At 69.3% G+C, this 12,959-nt stretch carries 7 protein-coding genes and 3 tRNA genes; 9 read left to right on the top strand and 1 reads right to left on the bottom strand.

Features of this window, described 5'->3' with window-relative positions; all coding sequences use genetic code 11:
* Positions 1-44 precede the first annotated feature (44 nt).
* Positions 45-2,117: an acyltransferase family protein gene (locus tag AB8K43_RS04475; RefSeq protein ID WP_370891894.1), complete on the top strand. Its 2,073-nt coding sequence runs from the start codon at positions 45-47 to the stop codon at positions 2,115-2,117.
* Between the two features lie 27 nt (positions 2,118-2,144).
* Here AB8K43_RS04475 and AB8K43_RS04470 read toward each other — a convergent pair whose 3' ends face one another.
* On the bottom strand, positions 2,145-4,223 hold the full coding sequence (locus tag AB8K43_RS04470) for an acyltransferase family protein (RefSeq protein WP_370891892.1): 2,079 nt from the start codon (positions 4,221-4,223) through the stop codon (positions 2,145-2,147).
* 169 nt (positions 4,224-4,392) lie between these two features.
* Here AB8K43_RS04470 and AB8K43_RS04465 point away from each other — a divergent pair.
* The 8 genes from AB8K43_RS04465 to AB8K43_RS04430 all read left to right on the top strand — a co-directional run bounded on the left by AB8K43_RS04465 (position 4,393) and on the right by AB8K43_RS04430 (position 12,866).
* A tRNA-Glu gene (locus tag AB8K43_RS04465) sits at positions 4,393-4,465 on the top strand.
* A gap of 24 nt (positions 4,466-4,489) precedes the next feature.
* Positions 4,490-4,563, top strand: a tRNA-Asp gene (locus tag AB8K43_RS04460).
* A 38-nt stretch (positions 4,564-4,601) separates the two neighbouring features.
* Positions 4,602-4,678: transfer RNA gene (locus tag AB8K43_RS04455), tRNA-Phe, on the top strand.
* 92 nt (positions 4,679-4,770) lie between these two features.
* Positions 4,771-6,813: an acyltransferase family protein gene (locus AB8K43_RS04450; protein WP_370891891.1), complete on the top strand. Its 2,043-nt coding sequence runs from the start codon at positions 4,771-4,773 to the stop codon at positions 6,811-6,813.
* A gap of 80 nt (positions 6,814-6,893) precedes the next feature.
* The gene (wecB, locus tag AB8K43_RS04445; RefSeq protein ID WP_370891889.1) at positions 6,894-7,976 is read left to right on the top strand and encodes a non-hydrolyzing UDP-N-acetylglucosamine 2-epimerase; all 1,083 of its coding nucleotides are present in this window, start codon (positions 6,894-6,896) and stop codon (positions 7,974-7,976) included.
* Positions 7,973-8,299, top strand: coding sequence for a hypothetical protein (locus tag AB8K43_RS04440; RefSeq protein WP_370891887.1), 327 nt, complete (start codon positions 7,973-7,975; stop codon positions 8,297-8,299). The genes wecB and AB8K43_RS04440 overlap by 4 nt, the downstream gene beginning before the upstream one ends.
* Complete coding sequence (locus tag AB8K43_RS04435) at positions 8,296-10,707, top strand: glycosyltransferase family 2 protein (protein ID WP_370891885.1); 2,412 nt, start codon at positions 8,296-8,298, stop codon at positions 10,705-10,707. Before AB8K43_RS04440 ends, AB8K43_RS04435 begins: the two co-directional genes overlap by 4 nt.
* Positions 10,704-12,866 carry a glycosyltransferase gene (locus tag AB8K43_RS04430; protein ID WP_370891883.1) on the top strand — a complete coding sequence of 721 codons (2,163 nt, stop codon included), beginning with the start codon at positions 10,704-10,706 and terminating at the stop codon, positions 12,864-12,866. The genes AB8K43_RS04435 and AB8K43_RS04430 overlap by 4 nt, the downstream gene beginning before the upstream one ends.
* Positions 12,867-12,959: the final 93 nt, after the last annotated feature.

Below are 12,959 nucleotides of genomic sequence, written 5' to 3'. Positions count from 1 at the left end.
TTCGCCGCTGGAGGGGCAGCGATGCGTCCGTCAGGAGGACATCGGTGTCCGAGCGCGATCAGCCCCCGCCCGCCGCTGGGGTGACCGCGCGCTTTCGACCCGATATCGAGGGCCTTCGGGCCGTCGCCGTCGGCCTGGTGCTCTGGTACCACGCGAGCCTGCCGGGGCTCTCTGGTGGGTTCGCTGGCGTGGACGTCTTTTTCGTCATCTCCGGCTTCCTCATCACCGGGCTCCTCCTTCGCGAAGTCGAGCGGGACGGCAAGATCTCGATCCCTCGCTTCTACGCCCGCCGCGCCAAACGCCTGTTCCCCGCCGCGGCAACGGTGCTTGTGTCCACCGCGATTCTCATCGTCGCGGTCTTCCCCCGCGCGGCCTGGCGCGAACTCGGCGGCGATATCGCGGCCTCGGCCGCTTATCTGATCAACTGGCGGCTCGCGAACCGCTCGGTCGACTACCTGGCCGAGGACTTCGCGTCGTCTCCGGTCCAGCACTTCTGGTCGCTGGCCGTCGAAGAGCAGTACTACATCATCTGGCCGCTCCTGATCGTCGTCATCGCCTGGTTGATCCGCCGCAAGGGACTCCCAGTGCGCCCGACCCTCGCGATTGCGCTCGGCGCGCTCGTCGCCCTTCCCTCCCTCGCCTGGTCGATTCACCTGACGAGCGTCGCCGCGCCGCGCGCTTACTTCGTCACCACCACCCGCCTCTGGGAACTCGCGATCGGTGCCCTCGTCGCGATCGGCAGCGTCCTGTGGGTCAAGCTCGGCCCACGGGTCGCCATGATGATCGGCTGGGTCGGGCTTGCGACCATCGGGATCGGCGCCATCGTCCAGTCCACGACCACGCCATGGCCGGGGTCAGCGGCCCTCGTGCCGACGCTCGGCACCGCGGCCGTGATCATCGGTGGGTTCCGCGCGGGGTCGTGGGGACCGGTCGCGCTCCTCGGCCGCCGGTTCATGACGTGGATCGGCTCGCTCTCGTACTCCCTCTACTTGTGGCATTGGCCGCTCGTCGTCGCCGCACAGACCGTGTGGGGAGGGCGGCGCGCCGCGGCGCTCGCGGTGGCCGTCTCGATCATCCCGTCATGGTTGACCTACACGGCTATCGAGAACCCGGTGCGCCAGGCGCGCCGCTTCTCGGTGCGCGCGCGCCCCGCCCTGATCCTCGGGGCAGGCCTGACGGCTCTCGGCATCGTGGTCGGATTGGGCCTTGGCCACGCCACCCCCAGCGTGCGTCTCGCGGACCCAGCGACCGCACCCGGCGCGCGGATCCTCGGCCTCACCACCGCCGATCCGGGCAAGGTCACCATGGCGGCGACGGCGGTCACCCCGGACCCGGCGAAGGCCACCGCCGATGTCCCCTCGGCCTATAGCCAAAATTGCCAAGTCCAGATGGTCGAGGACACCGTGCGCAGCTGTGAGTTCGGTGATCTCGACGCGACCAGGACCATCGCCTTGGTCGGCGACTCCAAGGCCCTGCAATGGCTCCCAGCCCTCGACGACTACGGGCGACGCGAGGGGTGGCGGGTGGTCATCTGGATTCGCTCGGCCTGCGCCTTCTCGCCCGCCCTCCAAGTCCGAGACGACGAACCCGACGGGTTGTGCCACCGCTGGAACGAGGCGGTCATCACCCGCCTCACCGGGTCCGATCGCGCCGACATCGTGATCGTCTCGGCGGTCGCGAGCCGGGCGCTGAACGAATCCGGTCAACCGAGCCGCACCGCCCTCGCCCGCGGTTACGTCACCTACTGGAAGCGACTCACCGACGCAGGGTCCCAGGTCGTCGTCATCACCGACAACCCACACCCGGGGTCCAAGGTCTACGAATGCGTCGGTGACCACGCGGATGACTACATGACCGCTTGCGCCTTCACCCCTCGGCAGGGCGCCGGGACCCCGCCTCTGCTCCAGGCCGCCAAGCAGACCGACACCCCCGTCATCGACCCCAGCCCCTGGCTCTGTCCCGGTCACGGGTCGAGCCGCCGGTGCTGGCCCGTTATTGGCGAGGTCCTGATCTACCGGCAGGGCTCGCACCTCACCAAGACCTACGTCGAGACGATGGAGCCGATCCTCGCCGCGAAGCTGGACGCGATCCTGGCGAAGGGGGAGTCCGCTCGGTAGGCGATCGTCCGGCGCGGCGAACGGCCGCTAGTCCTGCGAGCGGTAGAGCTGCGGGGCAACCCGGCGCAACTCGGCATCGAGGGGATCGGCAAGCGAGCGCGCGTAGGCCGATGAGAGGTGTGAGGCGTCGCGGTAGACGAGCACGTTGCCGATCACGGCAGGGCACTTTGTCCCCGGGCAATACCACTGCGAGAGATCGACATAGCCGATATCCGGCCTCGGCGAGAGTTGAGTGAAGGGGCTAGGGTCCGCGAGCCCGTAGGCCCCGGACCGCCGGTTCACCGTGCAATCATCCGGGTCCTCGGCGGCGACGAGACACTCCGGGACCGGCTGCACCCGTCGCGGTGAGTCCCGGATGCCGACGACCGGGATCTCCCGCTCGCGTAGGTGCTCCCACTGGTCCAAGAAGCCGAGCGGGGTGCTCTCGGGCTTCCCGAGACTGGTCGTCGCGAGGGTGAAGACCGCATCCGGCGCGAGATCGTCGATGACCTCGACGATCCCCTCGTTCCACTCCTGGCACGCCTCGGACACGGGGACATCCCGTGGCGGCGGGTATTGCCCGCGATTCGTCGTCAGCTGGCAGCCCGCCATATCGGCGACCAGCACGCGCCATCCGTGACGCTGCGCCAAGACCCGGAAGGTCGGCACCCACTGCCCGGCATGGGACCCACCGGTGACGAGCACGACAGGACGGTCCCGCCAGCCGGGCGATCCTTCCGGGTGCTCCGGGTCATCGCACACGGTGACCTCTCCCGACCCGCTCGGCGTCTGGCGGCAGGGCCAGGCGTAGTAGTCCGGCTGGTCTTGGTGGGCGACGTCGAAGGATGGGATGGGCTCGACCCCCTTCGGCACCGGACGCGGGCTGCGCGGATCGAGGGCGAGGGCACCGGGGTAGCGGTCCGGGTCTGCCGCGACGGCCTCGGCCAGTCGATCGGCGTGCGCGGCCTCGACGACACGCAGGCCAGCCAACGCACCCCCGGCGACGAGGGCGACCGAGACCACCCCCGCGGCGATGGCGACTCTCGGTCGCGGGGTAAACCACACGGTCGCCGGTCGCTCGATGAAGCGGTGGGTGAGGTACGACAGGATCAGCGCGCCGATCAGGATCACGCTCGCACTGCGCCACCCGAGCTCGTCGCGTCCGCGCAGCGTCAGCCAGAAGATGAGCAGCGGCCAGTGCCATAGGTAGAGCGCATAGGAGATGTCGCCGATCGCGGAGAAGGGGGCTCGCGCCAGCACTTGGGAGACACCCCAGGGGGCCGGATGTTCTGCGGTCATCACGAGCACGAAGCCGAGGACCGGCCAGAGCGCCCACGGCCCCGGGAAGAGCTCTGCGCCATCGAGGATGAATCCGCAGGAGACGATGAGCGCGATCCCAATCCATCCGGTGACCGGACGGGCTCTCCTTGGGACCACTCGCGTGCCGATCAACGCGAGCAGAGCGCCAATCGCCAACTGCCACAGCCGGCTGCCGGTGTGCAAATAGGCGACCGCCTGGTCCGTCTCGTGGAGGAAGACGGCGTAGCTGAAGGAGCCGATCACCACGGCCCCCGAGACGCCGATCATGGCGCGGCGAGCCGACCAGCCCATCCTCTTCGCGACCAGGACAGCGGCGACGGTGAGGACGGGCCAAAGCAGATAGAACTGGCCTTGGACCGAGAGTGACCAGATGTGTTGGAAGGGGCTCGTCGCGGGTCCGGCCGCTTCGTACTGAAGTTGGGAGGAGATCAAGGCCCAGTTCTCGACGTAGAGGAGCGAGGCCCCCGCTTCGCGCAGCAGCGCCTCGTGCCGCATCCCCGGCAAGACGATGAGGCCAGCGAGCGTGACCGACGCGACCACGACGATCATGGGGGGCAGCAGCCTTCGGGCGAGTCGGCCAAAATACGCCGAGACCGACACGGGCCCGCCTCGCCCCGCGGATTCCCGCAGCAAGATGCCGGTGAAGAGGTATCCCGAGACGCACAAGAAGACGTCGATTCCCCCGGAAACCCGCCCCTGCCCGAAGAGGTGGAAGGCCACCACCAGCACGATCGCCAGGCCGCGCAACCCATGCAGCTCGGGGCGATACCGGCGCTCGGGAAGGCCGGTCGTGAGAGCCGAGGACATGGCCTCGACCGTATCGGTTCGCCGCCGGGCCACGAGGGCGATGTGAGCCCCCGCCCCCCACCGTCGACCCGCCGGTTTGGCGAATCGAAAAAGCGGCGTCTATAGTTCAACACGTCCTCGACGGATTCGGGTGCTGCCTGCTGCGCGGCGAGGGGTCCGGCGAGACTAGGTCCCCATCGTCTAGCGGCCTAGGACCCCGCCCTTTCACGGCGGTAGCACGGGTTCGAATCCCGTTGGGGATACGCAAGTTGGCCTTGCTTCATCAAGGCCCCGTAGCGCAGTTGGTTAGCGCGCCGCCCTGTCACGGCGGAGGTCGCGGGTTCGAGTCCCGTCGGGGTCGCTCGTCACGACACGGATTCACGATCCGGGTCGCGATAGGGCCAGGTAGCTCAGTTGGTACGAGCGTCCGACTGAAAATCGGAAGGTCGGCGGTTCGACCCCGCCCCTGGCCACCAGCGGGAAGTAGCGGTAAAGGGGCGAACCGAATGGTCCGCCCCTTTTAGCCGTCTCCGGGAGGTGGACCATTTCAACTGAGGCATCGGCGAGCGTGAAGCCCGCTCGCTTCCGCCCGGATATCGAAGGGCTCCGCGCCGTCGCCGTGGGGCTCGTCTTGTGGTACCACGCCGGGTTGCCCTGGTTGACCGGCGGTTTCGCCGGCGTCGATGTCTTCTTCGTCATCTCCGGGTTCTTGATCACGAGCCAACTCGTCAAGGAAGTCGAGCGGAGCGGCACGGTAAGCCTGCCCCGCTTCTACGCTCGGCGCGCCAAGCGCCTCTTCCCCGCGGCCGCGACGGTCCTCGTCGCGACCGCCATCATGACCTGGCTGGTCCTCCCGAAGACCGTCTGGCGCGACTACGGCGGCGATATCGCGGCGTCGGCGGCCTACATCATCAACTGGCGCCTTGCCGGACGCTCGGTCGACTACCTCGCCGAGGACATCAACGCCTCGCCCGTCCAGCACTTCTGGTCGCTCGCGGTCGAAGAGCAGTACTACATCGTCTGGCCGCTGCTGATCCTCGTCCTCGCACTCCTGCTGCGCCGCTTCCGCCTCCCGACTCGCCCGACCATGGCGATTGGCCTCGCGGTCGCCATCGCGATTCCCTCCTTCATTTGGTCGGTCTACCTCACCGGCGCCGAGCCCGCCCGCGCCTACTTCGTCACGACGACGCGCCTGTGGGAACTTGCCATTGGCGCCCTCGTGGCGATCGGCGCCACCGTGTGGACCCGCCTGCCTGCGCGCGCTGGGGCGCTGCTCGGGTGGGCCGGCCTTGCCGCCATCGCGATCGGAGCGCTGACCCAGTCCACCTCAACCCCATGGCCCGGCTCCGCTGCCGCGCTCCCGGTCCTTGGCGCGGCAGCCGTGCTGGTCGGGGGCTTCACCGCCGGACGATCCGGAGCGGTCGCGGTCCTTGGCTTGCGCCCCATGGTCTGGATCGGGGGGCTCTCGTACTCCCTCTACCTTTGGCACTGGCCCATGGCCGTCGCCGCCCAAACCCTGTGGCCGGGGAACGCCAAGGCCCTCGTCGCCACCGTCGCGGCCTCGCTCATCCCCTCCTGGCTCGCCTACCGCTTCATCGAAAATCCCGTGCGTCACGCGAAACTCTTCTCGACCCGAGCCCGTCCGGCCCTCCTCCTCGGCGCGGGTCTGTCGATCACCGGCGTGGTCGCCGGCCTCGCGCTGGTCTTCCTCACCCCGACCCTGAAGGCGATCGACCCGGCGGAGGCCAGCGGACCCGGCGTCTATGGCTCATCCGCTCCCACGCTGAAGGCGGTTGGCGACACCGAGACCTCGATGTACCCCGACCCGCTGAAGGCCGTCGAGGACATCCCTCGGGCCTACGACGAAAACTGCCAGGTCGACCAGGACAGCAGCGAGAACATCACCTGCACCTTCGGCGATCCTGAAGGGTCCCGCACCATCGCGCTGATCGGTGATTCCAAGGCCCTGCAGTGGCTTCCCGGCCTGGAGATCATCGCCAAGGAGCGTGGCTGGAAGATCGTCACCCACACCAAGTCGGCATGCCCCGTCATCGATGAGCCCGTGGCCTCCGATGACGGTGAGTACACCTCATGCCGAGAGTGGGGCAAGGCGGTCCGGGCGGACCTGACCGGCGGGGATCGCCCAGACCTCATCATCACCTCTTCGGGCGAGACCAAGACTCTCGCCGACAAAACCAACACCACGCCCAACCGACTCACCGCGAGCTACGCCCGGACGTGGGACGACTTCGCCGCGCACGGGATCCCGGTGATCGTGCTCGCCGACACGCCGCACCCGCGCAAGCCCGTCTACGAGTGCGTCGCCGAGCACCCGGACACCTTCATGACCGAGTGCACCTTCCGCAGTCGCGGCGGTCTCGGAACGAAGGCCCTGCGGACCGCGGCGGAGGAGAGCAAGAGCGCCGTTCTGCTCGATTTCACCCCCTGGCAGTGCCCCGAGGGCACCTGCCCGCCGGTCATCGGCAATGTCCTCGTCTACCGCCAGGGATCGCACATCACCGCGACCTGGGCCGAGAAGATGGCGCCCGTGATCGGCGCCGAACTCGACACCGTCCTGCCCGAGGTGGCCCCCAAGCTCGTCCGGCCCTAGGCGACCCCGCAGCACAAGCACCACGCTGTACGGCAAACTACAAAGACCGACCCGCACACCGCTCACGCAAGGATCTCTTCATGTCACAGCTCGTCGTGCACGTCACCGGTGCTCGCCCGAACTTCCCGAAGGCCGCCCCAGTGCTCGCTGCCCTGGCCGACCGCGGGGTCGAGCAGCTCCTGGTCCACACCGGACAGCACTACGACGACAAGATGTCTGACATCTTCTTCCGGCAACTCGGGATCCCGAAGCCCGATGTGAACCTTGGCGTCGGCTCGGGAAGCCACGGTCGCCAGACGGCAGCGGTCATGAGCGCCCTGGAGGAGCTCTTCGAAGAGCGCGAACCCGCGATGGTGATCGTCTACGGCGACGTCAACTCCACCGTCGCGGCAGCCCTCGTCGCCTCGAAGATGGGCATCCCCTTCGTCCACGTCGAGGCGGGGCTGCGCTCCTTCGATATGACGATGCCCGAGGAGATCAACCGGCTCGTCACCGACCGCCTCTCCGATGTCCTGCTCACGACGAGCGTCGACGCCGTCGCCCACCTCGGCAATGAGGGCACCGATCCCGACAAGATTCACTTCGTCGGCAACCCGATGATCGACACGCTGCTGAAGAACCTCGACCGGTTTGATGCCGAGGCGATCCGCTCCGAGCTCAGTCTCGAGGGTGATTACATCGTTGCGACGCTGCACCGCCCCGGCAATGTCGATGACCCCGAGGATGTGCGCGCCCTGGTCGCCGCCATGCACGCGGTCGCCGACCAGGCCGAGGTCGTGATCCCCCTTCACCCGCGCGGTCGGGCCCGTTTGGAAGAGGCCGGTTTCCTCGATCACCCGAAGATGCGCGTCATCGACCCGCTCGGCTATCTCGAGTTCATGGGTCTCGTCCGGGGCTCGCGCGCGGTGGTCACCGACTCTGGGGGCGTGCAGGAGGAGACGACGATCCTCGGGGTCCCGTGCCTCACGTTGCGCCCCAACACCGAGCGCCCGGTCACGATCTCGCACGGCACCAACCAGCTCGTGACGCGGGAGAACCTCGCCGAGAAGGTCCGCGAGGTCCTCGCGGTGGATCGCCCCGAGACGTGGCCGACCCCGCCGCTTTGGGACGGTCACGCCGGTGAGCGGATCGCCGATGTGGTGACCAAGGTGCTCGGCCCATGACGATCCCCCTTCGCACGGCGGCCCTGCTGGTCGCCGCAGCAGGAGGAATGGGCCTGCTGATCACGGGTCTGCTCGTGGCCCTCGGCTGGCCCGGCGCCGCGCTGGCCCTGATCGGTGGTCTCGCGGCCGCTGGTGCGGCGGCTGCCGCGCTCAGCGCCCTCCACGCCTATCGCGGGCCGTCGCTGCGACCGGCCCTGGACGATCTCGCCGACCGCGTGGACCAGGTCGCCGCCCGTCAGGTCGAAAGCACATCCGCGATCCGCAACGACCTGTTAGATCTCGCGCACGAGAAGGGCGGGACCCTCCAGGCGGACCCCCAGTGAACGACGCTGTCGATCGCTGGGCGGCCCAGCTCACCGACGACGATGCTCCGGTCTTCGCGAACTGGGTGATGAGGGCCCGGTCCGAACTGGGCCGACAGGTGATCGAGCGGCGTGCCGCCGGAAGCCGCGCCTGGACCAGCGAGTTGGCTCGCGTGCTCGCCTTCGGCCGAGACGAAGAAGGGTGGGCGGCCGCGGCTGACCTGCTGGCCGCCGCCCCCACCTCCGAACTCACGGAGTCGGATCGAGTCCTGCTCGGCCAATGCCTTTTGCGCACAGGGCGCCGCGACGAAGTGGCTGCCCTCCTCGCCGATGATGACGCCCCGCTCCCGGCGGTCGCCGCGTGGAGCCTCGCCAGCGATCTCGCCAATCCTGCTGTCGGCGGTCCGGCCGAGCGATCGACGTGGGATGAGTGGACGCAGGTCTTCGGTCAGGCCTTCTCCGCCGCCGATCTCGAGACCCCCTACCTCGAGGTCCCAGACCTCGCCGGGGATGACGAGTCGAGCTTCTCCCCCTTCGCACGGCTGCGCGCCCGACCGACCGAGACCGTCGATGACCCCGAGCGCGTGTGCGTGGTCGTCTCGGCGTACAACCCCGATCACGACCTGCTCATGTCGGTCCGCTCTCTCGTCGATCAGAGTTGGACCAACCTCGAGATCCTGATCGTCGATGACGCCTCGCCGGATCCCGGCGCGGCCCGCTGGTTCGACGCGGCTCGCTCCCTCGACCCGCGAGTGCGCGTCCACCGCGCCGAGGTCAACGGCGGGACCTATCAGGCCCGCAATATCGCGCTGCTGACCAGTGACGCGGAGTGGATCACCTTCCACGACTCCGATGATTTCGCCCACCCTCGCCGGATCGAACGCCAGGTGGAGGCGGTGCGCCGGTCAAAGCATGGGATCGGCAGCCGCTCCTGGGCCATCCGCGCCTACTCCGACCTCACGACGACCTACGTCGGCTATCCCCCGAACCGGCTCAACGCCTCGTCGCTGCTCTTTCGCCGCGCGGCCGTCCTCGACCTGATCGGCGGCTTCGACGGGGTCCGCAAGAGTGCCGATATGGAGTACCCGGGCCGGCTGCTCGCCGCCCGACCGAGGTCGGTCATTGACTTAGGTCGCAAGGCTCCGCTCGCGGTCACCCAGTTGCGCATGGGTTCGTTGTCGCGCTCGGACGCGGTGCCCGGGTGGACCCACTGGAGTCGGATGGCCTATCGCGATGCCTATCTCGAATGGCACGGCCGGATCGCTCGTGGCGCCGACCCTCGGCACAACCCGCCGGCGCTGCGCCCGCAAGCCACCTCCCGCCCCTTCGCCGTCCCACTCCCCGAATTCCTCGCCGGACCTGACCGGGAGTCCGCCCGACCCCGCGCCTGGGATGTGGTGGTCGCTGGAGACTTCTCCGAGGAGGTCCCGGCGGCGTCCGCCATCGACGAGATCACCGCGCTGAGTACCCATGGCCTCCAGGTCGGTATCGCTCACCTCGAGCGCCCCGACCCGCTCGTGAGCAGGCGCCGACCGATCGCCGCCGAGATCCAAGCCCTGATCAACTCCGGCCAGGCCACGCGAGTCCATCTGAGCGAAGAGCTTCGCGCCGAGGTCGTCCTCGTCGTCGACCCGGCGGCCTTGGAGCTGCGGGACCTCGACGGGAGCGGCTGGCATGTCGAGAGCGTGCGGGTCTCTGCCCGTGACGAAGGGGGCGAAGGCGCCACGCTCGCCCAGCGCGCGAGCGCCACCGCTGCGGCGCTCTGGCCGGGCGCCCAGATCAGCGTGGTCCCGCGGGATGCCACCGTCGCAGCGGCCCTCGCTGACCCAGACGGGGTCGTCCCCCTTCTCCCCGCTGGACCGACGCGCTCCTTCCCGAGGCGCCCCGGTGGGGGCCGCCCCGTGGTCGGTCACCATCTGCCCGACCTGCCGGTGATGTGGCGCAGCGACCTGGATCGCGACACCCGGCGCCAGGCCATCCTCGAGGTGCTGCCAGAAGGGGGTTCCGTGGACGTGCGGATCGCCTCTCGGTCCCGCTCGGCCCTTGCCGCGCTCGGCGAGAAGCGCCTGCCACCCGCGTGGGTCGGGCTGGGCGATCACGCCGGGACCACCATTTCCACCTTCCTCGCGGCCCTTGACGCCTTCGTCTCGACGGCCTCGTCGAAGGCCGACACTCAGGTCGCTACCGCCGCGATTGGGGCCGCCCGAGCCGGCGCCGTCGTCGTCCTTCCCGAGCGGTTCGCTGCGACGCTCGGCGACCTCGCCCTCTACGCCCCCGAAGATCAGGTCATTTCCATCATTACGGCGCTGTGGTCCGACCGCGACGCCTGGGAACGCCAGAGCCGAGCGGGACGATCTGCAGCGGCCCGCCTCAGCGCGGACGCGCTGACCACCCTGCTCGGTCGGAGCATCACTAAGGAGCCCTCGTGAGTCCATCGGTCGCTGGCCTTCGTCGCCGAGCACGCAACCGCGCCATCTCGACCCTGCAACGCATCCCGCGGGTGGAAAAGGTCCTCGGGACCAAGGGCATCGGCGGCAAGGTCCTCTTCGCCCGGGCCAAGGCGGTGCTCTTGGAGGACCCGGCGAAGGCCCGGGAGATGGTGACGCCGCTGCTGCGGGAGGGACCAGCCGCTGCACCGGCCTGGACCCTCGCGATGCGGGCCCACCGACGGTTGGAGGACCGGCCGGCGGCTCTGGCTCTCGCCGAGCAGGCCGTCGAGGCCGGAGCCGTCACGACCGCGATGCTGACCTTTTGGCATCAGGTCGCGCTGGAGGTTGAGGATCAGGCGCTCGCCGAACGCATCCGGGCCCGGCTCATCACGACCGCACCGACGACGGGCGCGCAACTCGAGCAAGCCCTCGAGACGCTCTCGTACGGGCGCCGCGAGGATCTGGAGCGCTACCTCCAGACTGTGCGCACCGAGGCGCCAAGCCTCGATCCAGCTCCGGCGAACCAGGCTCTAACGCGCGCCACCCTCGCCGAGGCCTACGCGAAGGGCCCGGAAGCCTTCGACGCAGCGATCGCCGACCTGAGCGCGGGGCCCGACGGCCCCCCACATCCCGCCATCACGGCGATTCTCACCCGCGAGCGCAATTGGGCCCGCCTCGCGCCCGCCCTTGGCGCTGCGTTGAGCGACGGCACCGGTGGCAAGCTCCCGATGACGACCATCGCGCGCGGCGCCCTTCGCGCCCTGACCGAGGGCGACCTCACCAACGGCCGCGAGCTCGCCCGGATGGTCCTGACCCAGACGAAGAACTCGTCGCTCGCGACCGCCCTGAAGGAAGCCGACGATCAGGCGGCCACGATCGCTGACGGCTGGACCCAGCCCAGCGGGACGCCGATCGAGCACACCCCTCGCGAGGGCGCGATCCTCTCGGTCCTCGGCCAGTCCCTGCCGATCCGCACCGGGGGGTACGCGACCCGCTCGCACGGCATCATCACGAGCCTCGCCCACCGCGGGTGGGATATGGCGGCTGCGACCCGCCTCGGCTTCCCCTACGACCTGTGGTGGAAGGACGACGACCCCCGAGAGGCCGCGCCGGTCGATGTCGTCGACGACATCGAGTACCACCGGATCCTCACCCCGGGCGTCCGTACCTACGAGCGCTGGCCGCTCGCGCCCTACGTCGCGAAGGGGGCCGACGGGATCGCCGAGGTCGCGCAGCGCCATGGGGCCTCCCTCATCCACGCCTCCAGCCTCTACGACGTGGGGCTCGCGAGCCTCGGTGCCGCGCGCCGCCTCGGCGTCCCCTTCGTCTATGAGATGCGGGGCCTGAAGCAGCTGCTCGAAGAGGCCCGCGTCCCCGGCTTCGCTGGCTCCGAGAAGGAGCAGTACCTCGACCTCATCGAGGCCGAGGTCGCCACCCACGCCGATCGCGTCTTCGTGATCACCGATGCGCTCGGCGAGCGGATGGTCGAGCTCGGGGTCGATCCGGCGAAGCTCGTCACGGTCCCGAATGGGGTCCACGTCGATCGCTTCACCCCCCGCGACCGCGACCGCGAGCTCGAGGCCGCGCTCGGGCTGCAGGGCAAGACGGTCATCGGTTACGTCGGCGGGTTCGTGGTCTACGAGGGCCTGGAGTTGCTCCTCGAAGCCGCCGCCACGCTCCGGCGCGAGCGCGACGACTTCCACGTGCTGCTCGTCGGTGACGGCGCCCATCAACGCAAGGTGGTCGCCGCGGCGAAGCAGCTCGGCCTCGACGACTCGATCTTGACGATGCCCGGGCGCGTCCCGCACGAAGAGGTCGAGCGCTACCTCTCGCTGATCGATATCACCCCCTTCCCCCGCTTGCCGCTCCCGGTGTGCGAGCTGATCTCGCCGATCAAGCCCTTCGAGGCGATGGCGATGCACAAGGCGGTCGTCGTCTCCGATGTCGCCGCGCTGACCGAAATCGTCACTGACGGCGTGACCGGACGCAGCTTCGCGAAGGGGGATGCCGCTGACCTCGCGCGGGTCCTGCGCGAACTCCTCGACGACCCCGCGCAGCGCCAGCGCCTCGGCGACGCGGCCCGCGAGTGGGTCGTCGCCGAACGCGACTGGTCGGCGATCAGCGCCCGGATCGACGAGACGTACCGCGAACTGCTCTGACCGCGCACCCGCGTGATTCGGGAACCGTCCGCGGGGCACCCGAGTGTGCACTAACCGACACTTCCCCACCCCCGAAACGTCCGTGAGGCACGC

The organism is Janibacter sp. GXQ6167 (assembly GCF_041365945.1).
GTDB lineage: Bacteria > Actinomycetota > Actinomycetes > Actinomycetales > Dermatophilaceae > JBGFSK01.
This window is presented reverse-complemented; position numbering and strand designations above follow the sequence as displayed.